This is a genomic window from Frigoribacterium sp. CFBP 8751, assembly GCF_014841545.1.
Classification (GTDB): Bacteria; Actinomycetota; Actinomycetes; order Actinomycetales; family Microbacteriaceae; genus Frigoribacterium.
This window is the reverse complement of sequence record NZ_JACYUB010000005.1, coordinates 1-23,568: the sequence shown is the minus strand read 5'-3', so window position 1 is coordinate 23,568 and position 23,568 is coordinate 1. Positions and strand designations below refer to the sequence as shown.

Genomic DNA, 23,568 nt, shown 5'->3' with positions numbered 1-23,568 from the left:
GTGACCGAGACGACCCGTGCCTCCCGTACCGCCTCCCTCTCGCGCGAGACGAGCGAGTCCAGCATCACGCTCGCCCTCGACCTCGACGGTTCGGGCCGATCGACGGTCGACTCGTCGGTGCCGTTCTTCGACCACCTCCTGACGGCGTTGTCGAAGCACTCCCTGATCGACCTCGAGGTCACCGCCAAGGGCGACACGCACATCGACGTCCACCACACCGTCGAAGACATCGGCATCACGTTCGGCACCGCCTTGAAGCAGGCGCTCGGCGACAAATCGGGCATCTCGCGCTACGGTGACGCGCTCGTCCCGCTCGACGAGGCCCTCGTGCAGGCGGTCGTCGACGTGTCGGGGCGTCCGTACCTCGTGCACACGGGTGAGCCAGACGGCTTCGAGTACCACCTCATCGGCGGGCACTTCACCGGCTCGATGGTCCGGCACGTCTTCGAGGCGATCACCTTCCACGCGGGCATCACCGTGCACGTCCGTGTGCTGGGCGGGCGTGATCCGCACCACATCGCCGAGGCCGAGTTCAAGGCGTTCGCCCGGGCGCTCCGTCAGGCCGTCCAGCCCGACCCTCGCGTCAGTGGCATCCCGTCGACGAAGGGCGCCCTGTGACCGGCGCCCGTCCCTCCGTCGTCGTCCTCGACTACGGCAGCGGCAACGTCCACTCCGCCGTCAAGGCCCTCGAGCTCGCGGGTGCCGACGTCGAGCTCACGTCCGATCGTGCCCGGGTGCAGGCGGCCGACGGCCTCTTCGTCCCCGGTGTCGGCGCCTTCGCGGCCGTCATGAGCCAGCTCGAGTCCGTTCGCGGTGGTGAGCTGATCGACCGACGGTTGGCCGGCGGGCGTCCGGTCATGGGCATCTGCGTCGGCATGCAGGTCTTCTTCGAGGGCGGCGTCGAACGCGGCAACAGCACCGGTGGCCTCGGGGCGTGGCCCGGGGTGGTCGACGAACTGAAGGCCGACGTCCTGCCCCACATGGGCTGGAACACCGTCGACGTGCCCGAGGGCAGTGTGCTGTTCGACGGTGTGGCCGACGAGCGGTTCTACTTCGTCCACTCGTTCGCCGCGCAGGAGTGGTCCCTCGACGTGATCCGTCCCTTCACCGAGCCGCACGTGACCTGGGCCGACCACGGCGGCCGTTTCGTCGCCGCCGTCGAGAACGGCCCGCTCTGGGCGACGCAGTTCCACCCCGAGAAGTCGGGGCAGCCGGGCATCCGGTTGCTCTCGAACTGGCTCGGCACCCTCTGACCCCGACGCGACCGACCCGATCGCGCCTCCTGACCCCGACGCGACCGACCCGATCGCGCCTCCTGACCCTGCGGTGCCCCGGCGCTGTGAGAGAGACGACATGAGCGAGTTCTGCACCACCCCCGCCCTGACCCTGTTCCCCGCCGTCGACGTGGCGGGTGGTCAGGCCGTGCGCCTGACCCAGGGTGAGGCCGGCAGCGAGACGAACTACGGCGACCCGGTCTCGGCAGCCGACGACTGGGCGAGCCAGGGCGCCGAGTGGCTGCACCTGGTCGACCTCGACGCCGCCTTCGGGCGCGGTGACAACCGCGCCGTGATCAAGAGGGTCATCAAGCAGGTCAAGGGCGTCAACGTCGAGCTCAGCGGGGGCATCCGCGACGACAAGTCCCTCGAGGACGCGTTGAGCACCGGCGTGAAGCGCATCAACCTCGGCACCGCGGCCCTCGAGAACCCCGAATGGGCCGCCCACGTCATCGCCGAGTACGGAGAGGCGGTGGCCGTCGGGCTCGACGTCCGCGGCACCACGCTGGCGGCGCGGGGTTGGACCGAAGAGGGCGGCGATCTCTGGACCGTCCTCGCCCGGCTCGAAGAGGCCGGCTGTGCGCGCTACGTCGTGACCGACGTGACGAAGGACGGCACGCTCCAGGGTCCCAACGTCGACCTGCTGCGTCAGGTGATGGAGCACACCGATCGTCCGGTGATCGCCTCGGGGGGGATCTCGAGCCTCGACGACCTCGTGGCTCTGCGTGAGCTCGTGCCGCAGGGACTCGAGGGCGCCATCGTCGGCAAGGCGCTCTACTCGGGAGCCTTCACCCTCGGCGCAGCCCTCGACGTCGCGTCGAACTGATGACCACCGCGCCGGGCGGACCGGGGCACGCACACGACGATCCCGGCCACGGCCGTGACAGCGCCGGGCGGCCGTGGGCCGGGCGCACCTTCGACCATCACGACACGGCGCACGCCGGCGATGACGGGTCCGCGGACCCGCACCTGCTCGACGCCCTCCTCGGGTTCCGCGAGGGGCGGCTCGGAGAGAGCGAGGTCGTCGACGCCCTCCGCCCGGCGCGCCTGCTCGTGCCGCTGGTCGCCGTGGCGGGAGACGAAGGTCACGACGACCACGGTCGCCGCATCGACAAGACGCAGGAGCTCTCCATCGTCACGGTCTCCGGTCCGGACGGCCGGGACGTGTTGCCGGCCTTCACCTCGGTCGAGACCTTGACGCGGTGGCGTCCTGCTGCCCGGCCGGTGCCGGTGGAGGCTCGGCGCGTGGCCCTCGCGGCCGCCTCGGAGTCGACCGACCGCATCGTGATCGACCCCGGATCGATCACCGAGTTCGGTCTGCGCCGTCCGGCCGTCTGGGCGGTCGCGCAAGACTTGCCGTGGGTGCCGAGCCATCATGACGAGGACGTCCTGCGCGCGTTCCTCGACGCGTCACGCGACGAGGAGGCGCTGGTCAGCCTGGTCGTCGCGCCCGGTTATCGAGACGCCCGACTCGGTGCGCCCGAGATCGTCGTCCAGCTGGGCGTGGCGCGCGGTCTGGACCGCGACGCCCTGCAAGCGCTGCTGCAGCGACTGCAGGCGGCCTGGGCCGCCGATCCGGTGATCGCCGACCGGGTCGACAGCATGTCGGTGAAGGTCGTCCCGGGCTGAGGAAGAGCCGTCCGTCGGGGCGCGGGAGCCGGATGGCCCCTGGGCGCGCGGGTCACGGGACGCGTGGATCTGGCGACGCACCGGTCAGGGGAGGCGCGGGCCTGGGGACGCGCGGTTCAGGCGACGACGCTCGGCTCAGTTGACGGGGCCGGTGTACTTCTCGCCGGGGCCCTGGCCGATCGCGTCGGGGATGGCCGACGCCTCACGGAAGGCGAGTTGCAGCGATCGCAGGCCGTCGCGGAGCGCCCGGGCGTGCTGGTCGCCGATCTCGGGTGCGCTGGCGGTCACGAGTCCGGCGAGGGAGGTGATGAGCTTGCGGGCCTCGTCGAGGTCGGTCTGTCGCTGCGGGTCGTCGGCCAGGCCGACCTTCACCGCGGCAGCGCTCATCAGGTGGACGCACACGGTGTTGATGACCTCGACCGCGTTGACGTCGGCGATGTCGCGGGCGGCGTCGTCGCCGAAGTGCAGATCGTCCTCGAACCGCGCCGTCGCGGGGGAGGTGTCGGGCGACGTGGCGGGTGCCGGATCGCCGAAGCGGGCGTCGGGAATGGGTGCGTCGTCGGGGGAGTGGCTCACGAACTGATCCTCTGCTAAACTCGTCCAGGCTCGGAGCGTCTGCTCCGTGCGAAAGTGGAGATTCTCCCACCCGCGCTTGACCGTTAGACAAGGTTACCGGGTTGTTGGCACCCCGTTCGATCAGCACCACCGTTCCACCTGGTTCCTCGTCAGAGGCATCGGGCAGACGGCGATCGAGCAGCCAGGGTGCGGTGTGATGCGTCGTCAGACGGTGCGCGCACGAAACTCCTCTTTCTCTGGTGAGGCCGTCCGGCCCCGCCAGATGCAGAAATGACGACAGAGGAGTTCCGCATCAGCGATCCCCGTACGAACGACCGTATCCGCGTCCCCGAGGTCCGCCTCGTCGGGCCCGCAGGTGAGCAGATCGGCGTCGTTCCCATCGCCATGGCCCTGCGTCTCGCCGCAGAGGCCGAGCTCGACCTGGTCGAGGTGGCCCCCAACTCGAAGCCTCCCGTGGCCAAGATCATGGATCACGGAAAGTTCAAGTACGAGGCTGCGCAGAAGGCGAAAGAAGCCCGTCGCAACCAGGCGAACACGATCCTCAAAGAGGTCCGTTTCCGCCTGAAGATCGACAAGCACGACTACGAGACGAAGCGCAAGCGCGCCGAGGGCTTCCTCCAGGGCGGCGACAAGGTCAAGGCCATGATCCTGTTCCGTGGTCGCGAGCAGTCGCGTCCCGACCAGGGCGTCCGCCTCCTCCAGCGCTTCGCCGAAGACGTCTCCGAGTGGGGCAGCGTCGAGTCGACGCCCACCATCGACGGCCGCAACATGGTGATGGTCATCGGCCCGCACAAGAACAAGTCCGAGGCCAAGGCCGAGGCAGAAGCTCGCAAGGCGGCCAACAAGCCGCCGAAGCACCCGACGTCCGACGAGGTCCCGGCCGATGCACCGGCCGAGCGACCGACAGAAGAAAGTAAGTAAGACATGCCCAAGCAGAAGACCCACTCCGGCGCCAAGAAGCGCTTCAAGGTCACCGGTTCCGGCAAGATCATGAAGCAGCAGGCCGGTATGCGCCACAACCTCGAGGTGAAGAGCGCCAAGCGCAAGGCTCGCCTGAACCAGGACCAGGTGCTCGCTCCCGCCGACGCCAAGGTCGCCAAGAAGCTTCTCGGTCACTGACCGCTGACACGAACGTAGAGGAACAAGAAAATGGCAAGAGTCAAGAGAGCGGTCAACGCCGCCAAGAAGCGTCGCGTCATCCTCGAGCGTGCCGAGGGTTACCGCGGTCAGCGTTCGCGCCTGTACCGCAAGGCCAAAGAGCAGGTCACGCACTCGCTCGTCTACTCGTACCGTGACCGTCGTGCACGCAAGGGCGAGTTCCGTCGTCTGTGGATCCAGCGCATCAACGCCGCGTCGCGTGCGAACGGCCTGACCTACAACCGCCTCATCCAGGGTCTGTCCCTGGCCGGCGTCGAGGTCGACCGTCGCATCCTGGCCGAGCTGGCCGTCAACGAGCCCGCCACGTTCGCGTCGCTCGTCGCCACCGCCAAGGCGGCGCTGCCCGCCGACACCTCGGCCCCCAAGGTCGCCGCGTAGTCGCACCCGCACCACCCTCGAGGCCCGACGGCCCGACACCCATCCCGGTGTCGCCGTCGGGTCTCGTGCGTCCGCGGCAGGCGATGGTCCTCGTGCGGCATCATGGACGGGTGCCCCACGACTCCTTGCTCGACAATCCCCGTTCACCCCGAGTCCGGGCGGTGGCCAAGCTCTCGAAGCGCGACGCTCGCACCGAGACCCGTACGTTCCTGCTCGAAGGGCCGCAGTCGGTCGGTGAGGCCCTGGCCTTCCGGCCCGAGCTGATCGTCGAACTCTTCGGCACCCCGACGGCTCTCGAGCGTTACCCCGAGGTGGCGGTCGCCGCCGACGCGGAGGGCATCGACGTCCAGTTCGTCACCGAGCCGGTGCTCGAGGCCATGGCCGACACGGTCACGCCACAGGGCATCGTCGCCGTCTGTCGGCAGTTCCCCACGTCGGTCAAGGACGTCTTCGCCGCCGAGCCGAAGCTCGTCGTGATCCTCGAAGAAGTCCGCGACCCCGGCAACGCGGGCACCATCATCCGGGCAGCGGACGCCGCGGGTGCCGACGCCGTCATCATGACCGGTCGCAGCGTCGACCTCTACAACCCCAAGGTCGTCCGGTCCACGACGGGTTCGCTGTTCCACGTGCCGGTCGCCGTGGGCGTCGAGTTGCCTGCGATCGTCGACCGGTGTCGTGAGGTCGGCCTCCAGGTGCTCGCCGCCGACGTCAAGGGAGACGACCTGCTCGCCGCCCGCACCGAGGGCGTGCTCGCCGAGCCGACCGCCTGGCTCTTCGGCAACGAGGCCCGAGGTCTCACCGACGTGGACCTCGCGCGTGCCGACCGCGCCCTGGTCGTGCCCATCTACGGTCACGCCGAATCGATGAACCTCGCGACGGCGGCCTCGGTGTGCCTCTACGAGAGCGCCTTCGCCCACCGCAGCTAGCGCCTCCTCGTCCCGCAGGAGGCGCGGGTCGGGCCGTGTGCTCTCGTCGCGGTGGGACGCGTCGTTTCGTTTTCATTAAGAATCCACTGTGAATTTGACCCCGACCTGGGGGTCTGTTTGTGTGGGCGCATGGAACCCCTCGTCGTGGTCGACCACGTCAACAAGCACTTCGGTGACCTCCACGTCCTGAAGGACATCACCACGACGGTGGGCAAGGGTGAGGTGGTCGTCGTGATCGGCCCGAGCGGTTCGGGCAAGTCCACTCTTTGCCGCGCGATCAACCGCCTCGAGACCATCGACGACGGCGTCATCACGATCGACGGCATGCGTCTGCCGGAGGAGGGGGCGGCCCTCGCCCGTCTGCGCGCCGATGTCGGCATGGTGTTCCAGAGCTTCAACCTGTTCTCGCACAAGACGATCCTCGAGAACGTCATGTTGGGCCAGCTCAAGGTCCGCAAGCGCAGCAAGGCCGAAGCCCGTGAGCGGGCGATGCAGCTGCTCGAGCGCGTCGGTGTCGCGAACCAGGCCGACAAGATGCCGTCCCAGCTCTCGGGCGGGCAGCAGCAGCGCGTCGCGATCGCCCGGGCGCTGGCGATGGACCCCAAGGTGATGCTCCTCGACGAGCCCACCAGCGCGCTCGACCCCGAGATGATCACCGAGGTCCTCGACGTCATGGTGCAACTCGCGAAGGACGGCATGACGATGATCGTCGTCACCCACGAGATGGGGTTCGCCCGCAAGGCCGCCGACCGGGTCGTCTTCATGGCCGACGGTCAGATCGTCGAAGAGGCGACGCCCGAGAAGTTCTTCACCGACCCCCAGTCGACCCGCGCCCAGGACTTCCTCGCGAAGATCCTCACGCACTGAGCGGGCGCGGCCGAGTCCGCGACCCGTTCCCCGGCACCCGAACAGCCGGCCCACGACACCCGATCGCCGCCCGGCGTCCGGGTCACCCAGCAAGGAGATCAGAATGCGACTCAGCAAGGGATTCGTCGCCGTAGCCGCAGCAGCCGCCGTGGTCCTCGGCCTCACGGCCTGCACCGACTCGTCGGCCCCGGCCGTCGACGTCGAGACGCCGGCCGACTTCGCCGAAGGCAGCACCATGGCCCGCCTCGCCGACGCCGGTGAGATCACCATCGGCACCAAGTTCGACCAGCCGCTGTTCGGCCTGGCCAACCCCGACGGCGTGCCCGAGGGCTTCGACGCCGAGATCGGCAAGCTCGTCGCCGCGAAGCTCGGCATCGAGGCCGACAAGATCACGTGGGTCGAGACCGTCTCGGCCAACCGCGAGCCGTTCATCCAGAACGGCCAGGTCGACCTCGTCATCGCGACCTACACGATCAACGACGATCGCAAGAAGGTCGTCTCGTTCGCCGGCCCGTACTACACGGCCGGTCAAGACCTGCTCGTGCTCGACGGCAACCCCGAGGGGATCGAGTCCGCCGACGACCTGGCCGGCAAGAAGGTCTGCACCGTCAGCGGCTCGACCAGCGAGAAGAACGTGGCCGAGTACACCACCGACATCCTCGCGACCGACACGTACTCGAACTGCCTCGAGCCCCTCCGCACCGGTGCGGTGTCGGCCGTGACGACCGACAACGTCATCCTGGCCGGCCTCGCCGACCAGAACGAGGGCGAGTTCGAGGTCGTGGGGGAGACCTTCACCGAAGAGCCCTACGGCATCGGTCTGGCACTCGACGACACCGACTTCCGCATGTTCGTGAACGACACGCTCCAGGACGCCGAGGACGACGGCACCTGGGACGAGCTGTGGGAGAAGACCGCGGGCAAGGTGCTCGACACCCCGACGCCCCCCACGATCGACCGCTACTGACACCGCGCGGGCACTCGGGGCGACCAGCCCCGGGTGCCCGCGTCCTGCTCCGACCGAAGGACCCTGTTGAACCCCTTGGACGTCATCCCCGGCTTCGACGCCGTGACCGACAACTGGCCCCGCTTCTGGGGCGGTTTCGTCACGACGCTGCAGTTGCTCGTTCTGTCGGGCCTCGGGGCCCTCGTGATCGGCTTCTTCGTGGCCGCCCTGCGCATCTCGCCCGTGGCGTCATTCCGCACGTTCGCGACGGTCTACACCGAGGCTCTGCGCAACATCCCGCTCACGCTCGTGCTCTTCTTCTGCGCCTTCGTCCTGCCGTACCTCGGAGTCGACTTCGGCACGTACTTCCCATTGGCCGTCATCGGCTTGACGGCGTACACCTCGCCGTTCGTCGCCGAGGCCATCCGATCGGGCATCAACGGGGTCCCCGTCGGGCAGGCCGAGGCGGCGCGCAGCATCGGGCTCGGTTTCGGCCAGACGCTCGGCCACGTGATCCTCCCGCAGGCCATGCGCATGGTCGTGCCCCCGCTGATCAACGTCTTCATCGCCCTCACCAAGAACACCTCGGTGGCCGGTGGTTTCTTCGTGGCCGAGCTCTTCGCCGCGGGACGCTACATCGCGAACGATCGTGGTGACGCCGTCATCACGACGCTGCTCGCCGTGGCGTTCTTCTACCTGCTCGTCACCATCACGCTCGGCCGTCTCGCCGCCGTGGTCGAGAAGAAGGTCGCAGTCCTCCGATGAGCACCTCCGTCCTCTACGACGCCCCGGGGCCGAGGGCCCGCCGCACCTCGCGGATCATCTCGGTGGTCGGCGTCGTGCTCGTCCTGGCCCTGGTCGCCTACCTCGTGTACCTCCTCGGCCGCCCCCGCATCAGTGCGAACGGTGCCGAGAGTCCCGGCGTGCTCGACGCGTCGCGGTGGGACATCCTCGGTGACCTCGCGCTCTGGCGGGCGATCGGTCGGGGCTGGTTGGCGACCATCCAGGCCGCGGCCGTCGCGTCGGTCCTCGCGGTGGTCATCGGCGTCCTCTTCTCGTTCCTCCGGACGGCCCGGTCCGCCTGGGTGCGCGTCCCCACGACGGTGCTGCTCGAGTTCTTCCGCGGCATGCCCGTCCTGCTGATGATGCTGTTCATCCTGTTGGTCTTCTCGACCGGGGCCTTCTGGGCCGTGGTCGCGGCGCTGGCGGTCTACAACGGGGCGCTCATCGGCGAGGCGTTGCGCGCGGGCATCGCCTCGTTGCCGCGGGGGCAACGCGAGGCCGGCCTCGCGATCGGGCTCACCCCGATCCGCACGCGCTTCGCCATCGAGTTCCCGCAAGCCTTCCGTCAGATGCTGCCGATCATCCTGGCCCAGCTCGTCGTCCTGTTGAAGGACACCTCGCTCGGCTACATCGTCGGTTACGTCGAACTGACCCGGAGCGGTCTCACGCGTCTGGGCACCTACTACGGCAGCACGTACACGTTCACCCTCTTCGCGGTCGTCCTCGTCGTCTACCTCGCCACGAACCTCCTGCTCTCGTGGGTCGTCCGCGTCGTCGACCGACGGACGGGGCGGCGTGCGGTCGTCGCCAAGCGCCCGGGCACGCCGAAGGACCCGGGCATGTTCGGACGCGGTGGCCGCTACGAGTCCGACCACGTGTCGGGCCGCGCGACCTGACCCGGTCCGTCCACCCGATCCCAGCCCGCGCCTCCTCGTCCGTCACGACCAGGAGGCGCGGGTCGCCTCCCAACGATCGCTAAGCTTGGTTCTCGTGTCAGACTCCGTCCCCCTCTCCGAAGACGCCGTCGCGTCGGCGGTCGACGCCGCCCTCGCGGCGATCGCCACGGCGGCCACCGTCGCCGAGCTCAAGACCGCCCGTGCCCAGCACGTCGGCGAGGCCTCGGTGCTGGCCCGCCTGAACGCCGGTCTGCGCGACCTGCCGAACGACCAGAAGGCCGCGGCGGGCAAGCTCGTCGGCCAGGCCCGGGGTCGCGTCGGCCAAGCCGTCGCCACGCGCGAGGCCGAGCTGGCCGTGATCGAAGAGGCCGCCCGGCTCGAGGCCGAGACGGTCGACGTCACGGCCCTGCCGTCTCGTCGTCGCCCCGGGGCCCGTCACCCCTTGACGCTGCTGCAAGAGCGGATGGCCGACCTGTTCGTCGGCATGGGGTGGGAGGTCAACGAGGGCCCCGAGCTCGAGCACGAGTGGTTCAACTTCGACGCCCTGAACTTCGACGCCGACCACCCGGCGCGCGCCATGCAAGACACGTTCTTCGTCGACCCCGTCGACCGTCACCTGGTGCTGCGCACGCACACGTCGCCGGTGCAGATCCGCACACTGCTGTCGAAAGAGCTCCCGGTCTACAACGTCGCCGTCGGCCGCGTGTTCCGCACCGACGAGCTCGACGCGACGCACACGCCCGTCTTCACGCAGCTCGAGGGGATCGCCGTCGACGAGGGCCTGACGATGGCCCACCTGCGCGGAACCCTCGAGCACCTCGCCCGGTCGATGTTCGGCGCCGAGGCGCAGATCCGGCTGCGCCCCAACTACTTCCCCTTCACCGAGCCCAGCGCCGAGATGGACGTCTGGCAGCCGAACGCCAAGGGCGGCGCACGGTGGGTCGAGTGGGGCGGTTGCGGGATGGTCAACCCGAACGTGCTGCGGGCGGCCGGCATCGACCCCGAGCGCTACCAGGGTTTCGCCTTCGGCATGGGCATCGAGCGCACGCTGCAGTTCCGCAACGACCTCAACGACATGCGCGACATGGTCGAGGGTGACGTCAGGTTCAGCGAGCAGTTCGGGATGGTGGTCTGATGCGGGTTCCGCTGAGTTGGCTCGGTGAGTTCGTCGAGCTGCCGGGCGACGTGTCGCTCGAGAGCGTCCACGCCGCCCTCGTGTCGGTCGGGTTCGAAGAAGAAGACGTCCACGTCGGCGACGTGACCGGGCCCCTCGTGGTCGGTCAGGTGCTCGAGTTCACGCCCGAGCCGCAGAAGAACGGCAAGACGATCAACTGGTGCCAGGTCGCCGTGGGGCCGAACGCCTCGACCGACCCCGATGACGTCCGCGGCATCGTCTGCGGTGCCCACAACTTCGTCGTCGGCGACAAGGTCGTCGTGTCGTTGCCCGGTGCGGTGCTGCCCGGGCCGTTCCCGATCGCCGCCCGCAAGACCTACGGGCACGTCTCCGACGGCATGATCGCCTCGTCCCGCGAGCTCGGCCTCGGCGACGAGCACGACGGCATCCTCGTCCTCTCGTCGCTCGGTCTCGATCCCGAGGTCGGCACGGACGCGATCGCGCTGCTCGGCCTCGACGAGGCCGCGGTCGAGATCAACGTGACGCCCGACCGGGGCTACGCCTTCAGCATCCGGGGGGTGGCCCGCGAGTACTCGCACGCCACCGGGGCGACCTTCCGCGACCCGGCGTCGCTCGTCTCTCCGACCCCGTCGTCCGGCTTCCCGGTCGTCGTGGACGACCAGGCCCCCGTGCGCGACCGGGTCGGCGTGCAGACCTTCACCACCAAGGTGGTCCACGGCATCGACGCGACCCGTCCGACCCCTCCGTGGCTCGCGTCGCGCCTGCGGCTGGCGGGGGTCCGCAGCATCTCGCTGCCGGTCGACGTCACCAACTACGTCATGTTCGAGCTCGGCCAGCCGATCCACGGCTACGACCTCGACAAGGTCAGCGGCGGCCTCTCCGTCCGCCGGGGGGCTCCTGGCGAGCGCCTCGAGACCCTCGACGGCCAGGTCCGCGACCTCCACGCCGAGGACCTCGTGATCGCCGACGAGTCGGGTGCCATCGGCCTGGCCGGCGTCATGGGCGGTGCCTCGACCGAGATCGGTGCGACCACGACCGACGTCCTCGTCGAGGCCGCGACCTTCGACCCCACGTCGATCGCGCGGACCGCCCGCCGCCACAAGCTGCCGAGCGAGGCGTCCAAGCGCTTCGAGCGCGGTGTCGACCCGCAGGTGGCCGAGGCGGCCGCCCAGCGCGTGGTCGACCTGCTCGTCGAGTTCGCCGGTGGCACGGCCGACACGCTCGGGTCACGGTGGGACGTCTCCACCCCTCCCGACACGATCACCCTGGCGGCCGACCGCGCCGCGCGCCTCATGGGCGTCGACTACACCGACGACGAGGTCTCCGGTGCCCTCACGGCCATCGGGGCGAGCGTCGAGCGGTCCGGTGACGACTGGCTCGTCACCCCGCCGACCTGGCGCAGCGACCTGGTCGACTCCGCGTCGCTCGTCGAAGAAGTCGCTCGCATCACGGGTTACGACCGCATCCCGTCCGTCCTGCCCGTCGCCCCGGCCGGTCGTGGGTTGTCGCGCGAACAACAGCTGCGTCGGCAGGTGTCGAACGGGCTCGCCGCGGCCGGCTCGACCGAGGTCGCCGCGTACCCGTTCGTCTCCTCGGCCCAGAACCTCGCCTTCGGCTCGGCCGACGGCGCCGAACGGCCCGCCGTCCGCCTCGCCAACCCTCTCGACTCGGCAGCGCCCGAACTGCGTCGGTCGCTGGTGCCGGGGCTGCTCGAGGTCGCCCGTCGCAACCTCGGTCGCGGTCTCGTCGATCTCTCGGTGTTCGAGGTGGGCACGGTCTTCCTGCCTGTCGAGGGCGTCGTCTACGGCAGCGACGAGGTCCCGTTCGGGGCCACCCGCCCCGACGACGCCACGCTGGTCGCCCTCGCCGATGCCCTGCCGCCCCAACCGCGACACCTCGGCCTCCTGACGGTCGGCACGGTCGTCGACCGCGCCCCTGGGCAATCCGCCGTCCCGGCGTCCCTCGCCGACGTGCTCGACGCCGTGCGCGTCGCCGCGTCCGCCGTCGCCGCCGAGGTCACCTTCCGTCAGGCCAGTCACGTGTCGCTGCACCCCGGCCGTACGGCCGAGGTGCTCGTCGGCGACGAGGTCGTGGGCATCGCGGGCGAGCTGCTGCCCAGCGTGGCAGCCCAGCTCGACCTGCCCCGGGTGGTCGCCGTGGCCGAGCTCGACCTCGATCGCCTCATCGCCCTCGCCGTCGTCGAGCCGGTCACCTCGGCCCTGTCGTCCTACCCCGCGGCGACCCAGGACCTCTCCCTCGTGGTGAGCGTCGACGTCCCCGCGGGCGACGTGCTCGCGACCGTGCGCGAGGGTGCGGGCCCTCTGCTCGAGAGGGTCCGGCTGGTCGACGACTACCGAGGTGCCGGACTGCCCGACGCGTCGAAGTCGCTCACCTTCGCCCTGCGTTTCCGGGCCGACGACCGCACCCTCACCGCGGCCGAGGCCTCCGAGGCCAAGTCCGGCTCCGTCCGCCTGGCCGGCGAGCGATTCGGGGCGGCGCTCCGCGACTGACACTCGCCCGGCGCCGCCGCCCCTGATCTCAGGCCGAATTCGAACATTAGGGTGGACGCATGCCTTTCTCCGTTGCCGTGGCCGGCGCGAGTGGTTACGCCGGTGGTGAGCTCCTGCGCTTGCTGGCCGGTCATCCCGACTTCGAGGTGCAGACCGTCACCGCGTTCCAGAACGCCGGTCAGCCACTCCTCGCGGTCCAGCCGCATCTGCGCTCGCTGTCGCACCTGACCCTGGTCGACACGACGCCCGAAGCCCTCTCGGGGCACGACGTCGTCTTCCTCGCCCTTCCCCACGGCAAGTCGGGGGCGATCACCGCCCAGCTGCCCGACGACACGCTCGTCGTCGACTGCGGGGCAGACCACCGCCTGACCGACGAGTCCGCTTGGCAGGCGTTCTATGGCGGCGAGTTCTACGGGGCGTGGTCGTACGGCCTGCCCGAACTCGTCCTCGGCGACACGCCGGGTCGCCAGCGCGACGTCCTGGTCGGGGCCAAACGCATCGCGGTGCCCGGCTGCAACGTCACGGCGGTCACCCTGGGGCTGGCCCCAGGCGTCCAGGCGGGCGTCGTCGAGACCGCCGACATCGTCACCGTGCTGGCCGTGGGCCCGTCCGGGGCGGGCAAGGCGCTGAAGACGCACCTGCTGGCCAGCGAGCTCATGGGGTCGGCGTCGGCCTACGGCGTGGGCGGCAGCCATCGACACATCCCCGAGATCCAGCAGAACCTCCGCCTGGCCGGTGCCACCGAGGTGAACGTGTCGTTCACCCCGGTGCTCGTCCCGATGGCCAGGGGCATCCTCGCCACGACGACCGCGCGTCTCGCGCCGGGCGTCACCGCCCACGACGTGCGATCGGCCTGGCAGCAGGCCTATGCGAACGAGCCCTTCGTGCACCTCCTGCCCGACGGCGAGTTCCCCCGGACGGCCGACACGATCGGGGCCAACACCGCCCTGATCGGACTCGCCGTCGACGAGGCCGCTGACCGCGTCGTCGTGGTCACGGCCCTCGACAACCTCGTCAAGGGCACGGCCGGTGCGGCCGTCCAGTCCGCCAACATCGCCCTCGGCTTGCCCGAGACCACCGGCCTCGGCCAGAACGGAGTCGCCCCGTGAGCGTCACCGCAGCAGCTGGCTTCGAGGCCTCCGGCGTCGTCGCCGGCCTCAAGAGTTCGGGCGCGCCCGACGTCGCCCTGGTCGTCAACCGAGGTCGCAGCACGGCCGCGGCGGCCGTCTTCACCAGCAACCGGGCCAAGGCGAACCCCGTCCTCTGGTCGCAGCAGGTGATCGCCGACGGTCGCGTGGACGCCGTCGTCCTCAATTCCGGAGGCGCGAACTGCTTCACGGGAGCGTTCGGCTTCCAGACGACCCACTCCACGGCCGAGACCGTGGCCGCCGCCCTCGAGCTGTCGGCGACGGACGTCCTCGTCTGCTCGACCGGCCTCATCGGAGTCGGCGACCAGACCTTCCGCGACAAGGTGCTGAGTGGCTCCACCGCGGCGGCCTCTGTCCTGTCGGCCGACGGTGGCCTCGATGCCGCCACGGCCATCATGACGACCGACACCAAGCCCAAGCAGGCCGTCGTCTCGGGTGACGGCTGGGTCGTCGGCGGAATGGCCAAGGGCGCGGGCATGCTCGCCCCCGGCCTCGCCACGATGCTCGTGGTGCTCACGACGGACGCCGACGTCGACGCGTCCGGTCTCGACTCCGCGCTCCGCGAGGCGACCCGGGTCACCTTCGACCGTCTCGACTCGGACGGCTGCATGTCGACGAACGACACCGTCGTGTTGTTGGCCAGCGCCGAGTCCGGTGTCGCGCCTCCTGCCGGCGACTTCGCGGCGGCGGTCACGGCGCTCTGTGCCGACCTCGCCGAGCAGTTGCAGGCCGACGCCGAGGGTGCCTCGCACGACATCCGCATCGAGATCGTTGGGGCGGCGTCCGACGACGACGCCGTCGAGGTGGGCCGTTCGATCGCCCGCAACAACCTGTTCAAGGCAGCCGTCTTCGGCAACGACCCCAACTGGGGTCGAGTGCTCGCCGCCATCGGCACCACGTCGGCCGAGTTCGACCCGTACGACGTCGACGTGACCATCAACGGCGTCCGCGTCTGCCACGCCGGGGCACCCGATCGGCCGAGCGACGACGTCGACCTGACGCCGCGGGCGGTCCACGTGCTCGTCGACCTGAAGACGGGGCCGGTCGAGGCGACCATCCTGACGAACGACCTCACGCACGACTACGTGCACGAGAACAGCGCGTACTCCAGCTGATGGGCGTCCACACGAGCACCGGCGCCACGGCGGCCGACGAGCAAGAGCTCGCGGCGGTCAAGGCCTCGACCCTGATCGAGTCCCTGCCCTGGCTGAAGCGCTTCTCGGGCAAGGTCGTCGTCGTGAAGTTCGGCGGCAACGCCATGGTCGACGACGCCCTCAAGCAGGCGTTCGCCGAGGACATGGTCTACCTGCGGTACGCCGGGTTGCACCCGGTGGTCGTCCACGGCGGGGGACCGCAGATCTCGGCCGCCCTCGACGCCGCCGGCATCGAGAGCGAGTTCCGGGGCGGCTACCGCTACACGTCGACCGAGGCGATCTCGGTCGTGCGCGACGTCCTGGCCGGCGAGGTCAACCGCGAGATCGTCGACCTGATCAACGAGCACGGCGACCTGGCCCGAGGTGTCTCCGGCGAGGGGTCGACCTTGTTCGAGGGTCGCAAGCGCGGTGTGGTGGTCGACGGCGAGACCTTCGACCTGGGACACGTGGGCGACGTGACACACGTCGACCCGTCGTCGGTTCTGGCCGAGATCGAGGCGGGACGCATCCCCGTGGTGTCGTCGATCGCGACGAACACGATCGACCCGGAACACGCCCTCAACGTCAACGCCGACGCGGCGGCGGGAGCCCTGGCCATCGCTCTCGGTGCGGCGAAGCTCGTCGTCCTGACCGACGTCGCCGGGCTCTACGCCGACTGGCCGAACCGCGACTCGCTCGTCGAGGCCATCACCGTGTCGGCCCTCACCGACATGCTCCCGACCCTCGAGTCGGGCATGATCCCCAAGATGCGCGCCTGCCTCGACTCGGTCGTGGGCGGCGTGGGCGGAGCGACCATCATCGACGGTCGCATCCCGCACTCGATCCTCCTCGAGGTGTTCACCCAACGCGGGTCGGGCACCGAGGTGGTCCCCGACGACCGGGCGGCGTCGACCGGCGCCCCCGTCGTCACCTCGTTCGGCACCCCCGCCGGCGAGATCGTCACCACCGGGGGCACCGCCCCGGGTGGCCCTGCCGTGAGCGGCACCGACACGAAAGGACAGTCGTGACCATGATCCAGACCCAAGGCGGTACCTGGCAGCGCCGATTCGGCGACTCGATGATGCGTTCGCTGTCCACTCCGAAGGTGATGCTCGACCGCGGCGAAGGCTGCCAGGTCTGGGACGTCGACGGCAAGCGTTACCTCGACTTCCTGGCGGGCATCGCCGTGAACGCCCTCGGACACGCCCACCCGGTGCTCGTCGAGGCGCTCACCGATCAGGCGAGCAAGCTGATCCACGTCTCCAACTACTTCGCGACGGCCCCGCAGGTCGAGCTCGCCGAACGGCTGACCCGCATCAGCGGCGCCGGCGAGCGTGGGCGCGTCTACTTCGGCAACAGCGGAGCCGAGGCCAACGAGGCCGCGGTCAAACTGGCTCGCCTCAACCGCGGTGACGGCTCGCGCACCCGCATCCTCGCCCTGCAGAACTCGTTCCACGGGCGCACCATGGGCTCGCTCGCGCTGACCGGCAAGCCGGCGCTGCGCGAACCGTTCGAGCCGATGATGCCCGGGGTCGAGCACATCGACACGACCGTCGAGGCACTCGAAGCGGCCCTCGACGGTTCGGTGGCCGCCCTGTTCGTCGAGCCGATCAAGGGCGAGGCCGGCGTCGTCGACCTGCCCGAGGGCTACCTCGAGCGCGCCCGCGAACTCACCACGGAGCACGGGGCCCTGCTGATCCTCGACGAGATCCAGACCGGCATCGGCCGGACCGGCTCGTGGTTCGCCTTCCAGCAGCACGACATCGTCCCTGACGCCATCACCGTCGCCAAGGGCATCGCCGGGGGAGTCCCCATCGGTGCGCTCATCACCTTCGGCGACACGTCCGACCTGTTCGAGGCCGGGCAGCACGGCAGCACCTTCGGCGGCAACCCCCTCGCCACCGCCGCGGCCAACGCCGTGCTCGGCGAGATCGAGGCCAGCCAGCTCGTGCTGAACGCGATCGTCAGGGGAGATCAGCTTCGTGCGGCGATCGCATCCATCGGTTCGCCCCTCGTCCGCGAGGTCCGGGGCAACGGCCTCCTCATCGGCCTCGGGCTGGCGCAGCCCGTCGCGGCGCAGATCGCCGCCGACGCCCTCGAGGCCGGCCTCATCGTCAACGCACCGAACGACTCGAGCATCCGCCTCGCGCCTCCTCTGATCGTCGGCGACGACGAGATCGCCGAGTTCACCCAGATCATGACCACCGTCCTGAAAGGCCTCGAATGACCCGCCACTTCCTCCGGGACGACGACCTGACCACGGCCGAGCAGCTCGAGGTGCTCGACCTCGCCGACGAGCTCAAGCGCGACCGCTGGTCGCAGCGCCCGCTGGCCGGTCCTCAGACCGTCGCCGTCATCTTCGACAAGTCGTCGACCCGTACTCGGGTGTCGTTCGCGGTCGGCATCGCCGACCTCGGCGGCAGCCCGCTGATCATCGCAACCGCGAACAGCCAGCTCGGCGGCAAGGAGACTCCCTCCGACACGGCGCGCGTGCTCGAGCGCATGGTGTCCGCCATCGTCTGGCGCACCTACGCGCAGTCCGGCCTCGAAGAGATGGCGGCCGGCACGACCGTGCCCGTCGTCAACGCGTTGAGCGACGATTTCCACCCGTGTCAGCTGCTCGCCGACCTGCAGACCATCCGCGAGAAGAAGGGCACGCTCGCCGGGCTCTCGGTGGCGTTCGTCGGTGACGGACGCTGCAACATGGGCCAGTCGTACCTGCTGGCCTGCGCGACCGCAGGCATGCACGTCCGCATCGGCGCCCCCGAGGGCTTCCTGCCCGACCCGACCGTCGTCGCCGACGCCGAGGCCATCGCCACGCGGACGGGCGGCTCGGTGCTCGTCACGACCGACGCGACCGAGGCCGTCGCCGGCGTCGACGTCGTCGTGACCGACACCTGGGTCTCGATGGGCAAGGAGGACGAGAAAGACGAGCGAGTCGCCGTCTTCGGATCGTTCAAGGTCGACCAGGCGTTGATGGCTCAGGCCGACGACGACGCGATCTTCCTGCACTGCCTCCCCGCCGACCGCGGGTACGAGGTCACGGCCGACGTCATCGACGGCCCGACCAGCGTCATCTGGGACGAGGCCGAGAACCGGCTGCACGCCCAGAAGGCGTTGCTCACCTGGCTGCTGGCCCGCTGAGCACCCCCACCACCTCACACACGTAGACACACACACACCACACAAGGAGAACCATGGCGGAACGCGTCGTACTCGCATACTCAGGGGGCCTCGACACCTCGGTCGGCATCGGCTGGTTGGCCGATGCCACCGGAAAAGAGGTGGTCGCCCTCGCCGTCGACGTCGGACAGGGCGGAGAGGACATGGAAGACATCCGACAGCGCGCCCTCGACTGCGGTGCGGTGGAATCGGTCGTCGTCGACGCCAAAGAAGAGTTCGGGACCGATTACCTGATGCCGGCCCTCAAGGCCAACGCGCTGTACCAGAAGACCTACCCGCTGGTGTCCGCCCTCAGCCGTCCGCTGATCGCCCGCCACCTGGCATCGGTCGCGAAAGAGCTCGGTGCGAACAGCGTGGCCCACGGTTGCACCGGCAAGGGCAACGACCAGGTCCGCTTCGAGGCGGCCGTCGCGGCCCTCGCCCCCGACCTGACGAGCATCGCCCCGGTCCGTGACCTGGCCCTCACCCGCGACAAGGCGATCGTCTACGCGGAAGAGCACAACCTCCCCATCCGCCAGAGCGCCAAGAACCCCTACTCGATCGACAAGAACGTCTGGGGCCGTGCGGTCGAGACCGGGTTCCTCGAGGACCCCTGGAACGCTCCCATCGAGGACCTGTACGAGTACACGCAAGACCCGGCCGTCGTCAAGGACGCCGACGAGGTCGTCATCACCTTCGAGGCCGGAGTCCCGACGGCGATCGACGGCGTGGCGTTCACCCCGCTGGGCATCGTCGAGCGCATGAACGAGCTCGCCGGCAAGCACGGCGTCGGCCGCATCGACGTCGTCGAGGACCGTCTCGTCGGCATCAAGAGCCGCGAGGTCTACGAGGCACCCGGCGCGATGGCCTTGATCGCCGCGCACGAGGCGCTCGAGGCGCTGACCATCGAGCGCGACCTCGGCCGCTACAAGCGCGGGGTCGAGGCCGAATGGTCGAACCTGGTCTACGACGGCCTGTGGTTCTCGGGTCTCAAGCGCTCGCTCGACGTCTTCATCGACGACACGCAGAAGTACGTGTCGGGCGAGATCCGTCTCAAGCTGCAGGGCGGACGCGCGGTCGTCACCGGGCAGAAGAGCGACGCGAGCCTCTACGACTTCGACCTCGCGACCTACGACACGGGCGACACCTTCGACCAGTCCTTGTCGAAGGGCTTCATCGAGATCTGGTCGCTGCCCAGCAAGATCTCGGCTCGTCGCGACCTGGCCCACGGGGCGTGACCGACGCGAGCGGGCTCGGCGAAGGGTCGGGCAAGAACGAGCGAGCAGGCGAGGCGGGCGCCCTCTGGGGCGGCCGCTTCGCCTCCGGGCCGTCCGCCGAGCTCGCCGCGCTGAGCAAGTCGACGCAGTTCGACTGGCAGCTGGCCTCGTACGACATCGCCGGGTCGCGCGCACACGCCAGGGGTCTGGCGGCGGCGGGTTACCTCGACGCGTCCGAGCTCGACGCCATGTTGTCGGCGCTCGACCGGCTCGAGTCCGACGTGCTCGACGGCACGTTCACCGCGGCCGAGACCGACGAGGACGTGCACTCCGCCCTCGAGCGGGGCCTCATCGGCATCGCCGGTGCCGAGCTCGGCGGCAAGCTCCGGGCGGGGCGTAGCCGCAACGACCAGATCGCGACGCTGGTGCGCTTGTACCTGCGCGACCACGCCCGAGTCATCGGTCGGCAGGTCGTCGACCTGGTCGACGCGATCGCCGGTCAGGCGACGGCCCACCCGACGGCCGTGATGCCCGGCCGGACGCACCTGCAGCACGCCCAGCCGGTGCTGCTGGCGCACCACCTCCTCGCCCACGCCTGGCCTCTGGTCCGAGACCTCGAGCGCCTGCGCGACTGGTCGCGTCGGGCCGGTGCCTCGCCGTACGGCGCAGGTGCCCTCGCGGGTAGTTCGCTGGGGCTCGACCCGCTCCTCGTCGCGACCGATCTGGGCTTCGACCGCACGACCGAGAACTCGATCGACGCGACGGCCAGTCGTGACGTCGTGTCGGAGTTCGCGTTCGTCATGGCGTCCGTCGGCATCGACCTCTCGCGGCTGGCCGAAGAGATCATCCTCTGGAACACCCGCGAATTCGGCTTCGTCCGTCTGCACGACGCGTTCTCGACCGGGTCGAGCATCATGCCGCAGAAGAAGAACCCCGACATCGCCGAGCTCGCGCGCGGCAAGTCGGGGCGGCTCATCGGCAACCTGACGGGTCTGCTCGCGACGCTCAAGGGGCTGCCCCTGGCCTACAACCGAGATCTCCAAGAAGACAAAGAGCCGGTGTTCGACTCGGTCAGCCAGCTCGAGGTGCTGCTCCCGGCGTTCACGGGCATGGTGGCGACCCTCGATTTCGACGAGGTCCGCATGGCCGAGCTCGCGCCGCAGGGATTCTCACTCGCGACCGACGTCGCCGAGTGGCTCGTCCGTCAGGGGGTCACGTTCCGTGACGCACACGAGATCAGCGGCGAGCTGGTGCGGTTCTGTGAACAGCACGACCTCGAGCTGCACGAGCCCACCGACGAGCAGTACCGGTCGATCTCGGCGCATCTCACGCCCGAGATCCGGCCCGTCCTGACGGTCGAGGGCTCGATCGCCAGCCGTCGAGGGGCCGGCGGCACGGCTCCCGAGCGGGTCGCCGAGCAGCTCGTACAGCTGACCGAGCAGATGCGCCACCTCGTCCAGGCCCTCGCCCCGGCGGCGGCGTGAGTCGTCGGCGACCGGGGTCTCGGGACGACCGGCCGGTCCGCGCCTGGGTCGTGCCGGTCGTCGTCGCGATCGCCGTGGCGGTGCTGGTCGCCGTCGCGGTGATCGCGGCCGCGAGCGGCCAGCGCTTCTTCTGACCGCGATGATCGCGGTGGTCACGGGGGAGCGGTGACGACGACACCCGACGACGACGTGCTCGCGGCACTGCTGGCCGAACCGGCGCTGGCCGTCGCGCCGCGCCTCCTGGGCTCGGTCTTCTGGTCGGGTGGCGTGGGGATTCGCCTCACCGAGGTCGAGGCCTACCACGGTCAGGGGCAGGACCCCGGATCGCATGCCCACCGGGGCCGGTCGGCGCGCAACAACAGCATGTTCGAACGCGGCGGAACGCTCTACGTGTACCTGTCCTACGGCATCCACCGCTGCGTCAACATCGTGTGTGGGCCCGAGGGCTACGCGTCCGGTGTCCTCTTGCGTTCGGGCGAGGTGGTGGCCGGCGTCGACGAGGCACGAGCCCGCCGGTCGACGTCGCGGACCCCGGCCGACCTGGCTCGCGGTCCCGGCCGACTGGGTTCCGCGCTCGGCATCGAGCTCGGCGACGACGGCTCACGCCTCGTCGCCGACACCCCCGGTCAGGAGGCGCGGTTCCGTCTTCGCCTCCCGTCCGCACCGGTCGGCCCGGTCGCCGCCGGCCCGCGTGTCGGTGTGTCGGGTCACGCCGGTGGTGACGCGTTCCCGTGGAGGTTCTCGCTCGAGGGTGATCCGACGGTCTCTCCGTACCGCGCTGCCGTCTCGCGAGGGCGCGGTGGGGCGTGAAGGCGCAGACGGTGGCCGCTGGTAGCGTTTCGCAGGTGACCAGTGAAACGACCGCAGACGTCCTGGCCGCCCAGAGCAACGATCCCTCGTTCGACGACGTGTGGGACGAGATGCAGTGGCGCGGTCTGGTGCACGTGTCGACCGACGCCGACGCCCTGAAGACCCTGCTCGCCGGTCCGCCGATCACGTACTACTGCGGTTTCGACCCGACCGCCCCCAGCCTTCACCTCGGCAACCTCGTGCAGTTGCTCACCATGCGTCGGCTCCAGCTCGCCGGTCACCGGCCCCTGGGTCTCGTGGGTGGGTCCACCGGTCTCATCGGCGATCCGCGTCCGACCGCCGAACGGGTGCTCAAGACACCCGAGCAGACGGCCGAGTGGGTCGACCGCATCCGTGTGCACGTCGAGAAGTTCCTCTCGCCCGACGGTGACAACGGTCTCCGGGTGGTGAACAACCTCGACTGGACGTCCCCGCTCAGCGCCATCGAGTTCTTGCGCGACATCGGCAAGAACTTCCGCGTCAACACGATGCTCAAGAAAGACGCCGTGGCCGCGCGTCTGAACTCCGATGCCGGAATCAGCTACACCGAGTTCAGCTACCAGATCCTCCAGGGTCTCGACTTCCGTGAGCTCTACCGCAGCTACGACTGCGTCCTGCAGACCGGTGGCAGCGACCAATGGGGCAACCTCACCAGTGGCACCGAGCTGATCCGCCGTACCGAGGGCGTCTCGGTGCACGCGATCGGCACGCCGCTGATCACCAACACCGACGGCACCAAATTCGGCAAGAGCGAGGGCAATGCGGTCTGGCTCGACTCCGAGCTGACCAGCCCGTACGCGATGTACCAGTTCTGGCTGAACACCGACGACGCCGACGTCGTCCCGCGGCTCAAGGTCTTCACGTTCCTCTCGCGTTCCGAGATCGAACGACTCGAGAAAGCGGTCGCCGACGAACCCTTCCGTCGGGAGGCGCAGCGCGCGTTGGCCTGGAACGTTACGTCCCTGGTCCACGGCACCGCAGCCACCCAGTCGGCCATCGACGCCGCTGCAGCCCTCTTCGGCCAAGGGGATCTGTCCGTGCTCGATCCGGGGACCCTCGCCAGCGCCATCGCCGAGTTGCCGGCGGCCTCGGCCGACGGGACGACCACCGTGGCGCAGGCGTTGGTCGACACCGGACTCGTCGCTTCCCTGGGTGCCGCTCGTCGGGCCACGGCCGAGGGCGGCGTCTACGTGAACAACGCCCGGGTCGCGAACGGTGATGCCCTCGTCGCGGACTCGCGACTCGACGGGGGGGTCGTCGTGCTCCGGCGCGGCAAGAAGACGTTGGCGGGAGTCACCGTCCGGGTCTGACGTCGCGTCCGTCGGATTCATCAGAGAAGCCCGCTTCCTCCTCGAGGAAGCGGGCTTCCCTTCGTTCCGGGGCGCCCGGGGAGACACGCACCGCCGTTTCCGGGCCTTCCGGGGCGACACGCCCGGGATGCATGGGTATTTGGGGGTGGGGCCGGGGGGCTGTGTAAAGTAATCCGAGTCAGCCCAA

General features: G+C 69.7%; 25 protein-coding genes. 24 read left to right on the top strand and 1 reads right to left on the bottom strand.

Features of this window, described 5'->3' with window-relative positions:
* From hisB to IFT88_RS12630, 4 genes are all read left to right on the top strand, one after another.
* Entirely contained in the window at positions 1 to 618 is a 618-nt protein-coding gene (hisB, locus tag IFT88_RS12645) for an imidazoleglycerol-phosphate dehydratase HisB (RefSeq protein ID WP_342212160.1), read from the top strand.
* Positions 615 to 1,253, top strand: a complete 639-nt coding sequence (gene hisH, locus IFT88_RS12640) for an imidazole glycerol phosphate synthase subunit HisH (protein WP_043596699.1) — start codon at positions 615 to 617, stop codon at positions 1,251 to 1,253. The genes hisB and hisH overlap by 4 nt, the downstream gene beginning before the upstream one ends.
* Before the next feature lie 100 nt (positions 1,254 to 1,353).
* Positions 1,354 to 2,100, top strand: coding sequence for a bifunctional 1-(5-phosphoribosyl)-5-((5-phosphoribosylamino)methylideneamino)imidazole-4-carboxamide isomerase/phosphoribosylanthranilate isomerase PriA (gene priA / locus IFT88_RS12635; RefSeq protein WP_043596701.1), 747 nt, complete (start codon positions 1,354 to 1,356; stop codon positions 2,098 to 2,100).
* A complete protein-coding gene (locus tag IFT88_RS12630; protein WP_043596702.1) occupies positions 2,100 to 2,903 on the top strand; it encodes an SseB family protein in 804 nt (267 codons plus the stop codon). Before priA ends, IFT88_RS12630 begins: the two co-directional genes overlap by 1 nt.
* Before the next feature lie 135 nt (positions 2,904 to 3,038).
* Here the strand turns inward: IFT88_RS12630 and IFT88_RS12625 are convergent, their stop codons facing one another.
* Complete coding sequence (locus IFT88_RS12625) at positions 3,039 to 3,371, bottom strand: DUF1844 domain-containing protein (RefSeq protein WP_043596743.1); 333 nt, start codon at positions 3,369 to 3,371, stop codon at positions 3,039 to 3,041.
* 378 nt (positions 3,372 to 3,749) lie between these two features.
* Between IFT88_RS12625 and infC the strand changes: the two genes are divergently transcribed.
* The 20 genes from infC to tyrS all read left to right on the top strand — a co-directional run bounded on the left by infC (position 3,750) and on the right by tyrS (position 23,381).
* Positions 3,750 to 4,400, top strand: coding sequence for a translation initiation factor IF-3 (infC, locus tag IFT88_RS12620; RefSeq protein WP_082060163.1), 651 nt, complete (start codon positions 3,750 to 3,752; stop codon positions 4,398 to 4,400).
* Between the two features lie 3 nt (positions 4,401 to 4,403).
* Positions 4,404 to 4,598, top strand: coding sequence for a 50S ribosomal protein L35 (gene rpmI, locus IFT88_RS12615; protein ID WP_043596704.1), 195 nt, complete (start codon positions 4,404 to 4,406; stop codon positions 4,596 to 4,598).
* 30 nt (positions 4,599 to 4,628) lie between these two features.
* On the top strand, positions 4,629 to 5,015 hold the full coding sequence (gene rplT, locus IFT88_RS12610; RefSeq protein ID WP_043596706.1) for a 50S ribosomal protein L20: 387 nt from the start codon (positions 4,629 to 4,631) through the stop codon (positions 5,013 to 5,015).
* 125 nt (positions 5,016 to 5,140) lie between these two features.
* Complete coding sequence (locus IFT88_RS12605; protein ID WP_192121182.1) at positions 5,141 to 5,941, top strand: TrmH family RNA methyltransferase; 801 nt, start codon at positions 5,141 to 5,143, stop codon at positions 5,939 to 5,941.
* A gap of 129 nt (positions 5,942 to 6,070) precedes the next feature.
* Entirely contained in the window at positions 6,071 to 6,808 is a 738-nt protein-coding gene (locus IFT88_RS12600) for an amino acid ABC transporter ATP-binding protein (RefSeq protein ID WP_192120998.1), read from the top strand.
* Positions 6,809 to 6,911: 103 nt separating this feature from the next.
* The gene (locus IFT88_RS12595) at positions 6,912 to 7,775 is read left to right on the top strand and encodes a glutamate ABC transporter substrate-binding protein (protein ID WP_137847529.1); all 864 of its coding nucleotides are present in this window, start codon (positions 6,912 to 6,914) and stop codon (positions 7,773 to 7,775) included.
* Positions 7,776 to 7,850: 75 nt separating this feature from the next.
* A complete protein-coding gene (locus tag IFT88_RS12590; RefSeq protein WP_056227141.1) occupies positions 7,851 to 8,519 on the top strand; it encodes an amino acid ABC transporter permease in 669 nt (222 codons plus the stop codon).
* The gene (locus IFT88_RS12585; protein ID WP_082452458.1) at positions 8,516 to 9,433 is read left to right on the top strand and encodes an amino acid ABC transporter permease; all 918 of its coding nucleotides are present in this window, start codon (positions 8,516 to 8,518) and stop codon (positions 9,431 to 9,433) included. Before IFT88_RS12590 ends, IFT88_RS12585 begins: the two co-directional genes overlap by 4 nt.
* Before the next feature lie 94 nt (positions 9,434 to 9,527).
* Positions 9,528 to 10,568 (top strand): phenylalanine--tRNA ligase subunit alpha, encoded by a 1,041-nt coding sequence (pheS, locus tag IFT88_RS12580; RefSeq protein WP_192120996.1) that lies wholly within the window; start codon positions 9,528 to 9,530, stop codon positions 10,566 to 10,568.
* Positions 10,568 to 13,078 carry a phenylalanine--tRNA ligase subunit beta gene (gene pheT / locus IFT88_RS12575; protein ID WP_192120994.1) on the top strand — a complete coding sequence of 837 codons (2,511 nt, stop codon included), beginning with the start codon at positions 10,568 to 10,570 and terminating at the stop codon, positions 13,076 to 13,078. Before pheS ends, pheT begins: the two co-directional genes overlap by 1 nt.
* A gap of 59 nt (positions 13,079 to 13,137) precedes the next feature.
* Positions 13,138 to 14,187 carry an N-acetyl-gamma-glutamyl-phosphate reductase gene (argC, locus tag IFT88_RS12570; RefSeq protein WP_192120993.1) on the top strand — a complete coding sequence of 350 codons (1,050 nt, stop codon included), beginning with the start codon at positions 13,138 to 13,140 and terminating at the stop codon, positions 14,185 to 14,187.
* Positions 14,184 to 15,341, top strand: a complete 1,158-nt coding sequence (gene argJ / locus IFT88_RS12565; protein ID WP_137847533.1) for a bifunctional glutamate N-acetyltransferase/amino-acid acetyltransferase ArgJ — start codon at positions 14,184 to 14,186, stop codon at positions 15,339 to 15,341. The genes argC and argJ overlap by 4 nt, the downstream gene beginning before the upstream one ends.
* Positions 15,341 to 16,387, top strand: coding sequence for an acetylglutamate kinase (gene argB, locus IFT88_RS12560; RefSeq protein ID WP_137847534.1), 1,047 nt, complete (start codon positions 15,341 to 15,343; stop codon positions 16,385 to 16,387). Before argJ ends, argB begins: the two co-directional genes overlap by 1 nt.
* Before the next feature lie 2 nt (positions 16,388 to 16,389).
* On the top strand, positions 16,390 to 17,586 hold the full coding sequence (locus IFT88_RS12555) for an acetylornithine transaminase (RefSeq protein ID WP_192120990.1): 1,197 nt from the start codon (positions 16,390 to 16,392) through the stop codon (positions 17,584 to 17,586).
* On the top strand, positions 17,583 to 18,503 hold the full coding sequence (gene argF, locus IFT88_RS12550; protein WP_056227159.1) for an ornithine carbamoyltransferase: 921 nt from the start codon (positions 17,583 to 17,585) through the stop codon (positions 18,501 to 18,503). Before IFT88_RS12555 ends, argF begins: the two co-directional genes overlap by 4 nt.
* A gap of 53 nt (positions 18,504 to 18,556) precedes the next feature.
* Positions 18,557 to 19,759 carry an argininosuccinate synthase gene (locus IFT88_RS12545; RefSeq protein ID WP_043594141.1) on the top strand — a complete coding sequence of 401 codons (1,203 nt, stop codon included), beginning with the start codon at positions 18,557 to 18,559 and terminating at the stop codon, positions 19,757 to 19,759.
* Entirely contained in the window at positions 19,756 to 21,222 is a 1,467-nt protein-coding gene (argH, locus tag IFT88_RS12540; RefSeq protein WP_043594139.1) for an argininosuccinate lyase, read from the top strand. The genes IFT88_RS12545 and argH overlap by 4 nt, the downstream gene beginning before the upstream one ends.
* Positions 21,219 to 21,356, top strand: a complete 138-nt coding sequence (locus tag IFT88_RS12535) for a hypothetical protein (protein ID WP_171007293.1) — start codon at positions 21,219 to 21,221, stop codon at positions 21,354 to 21,356. Before argH ends, IFT88_RS12535 begins: the two co-directional genes overlap by 4 nt.
* 31 nt (positions 21,357 to 21,387) lie before the next feature.
* Positions 21,388 to 22,032, top strand: a complete 645-nt coding sequence (locus tag IFT88_RS12530) for a DNA-3-methyladenine glycosylase (protein WP_192120988.1) — start codon at positions 21,388 to 21,390, stop codon at positions 22,030 to 22,032.
* Between the two features lie 110 nt (positions 22,033 to 22,142).
* Positions 22,143 to 23,381, top strand: coding sequence for a tyrosine--tRNA ligase (gene tyrS, locus IFT88_RS12525; RefSeq protein WP_192121180.1), 1,239 nt, complete (start codon positions 22,143 to 22,145; stop codon positions 23,379 to 23,381).
* Positions 23,382 to 23,568 lie beyond the last annotated feature (187 nt).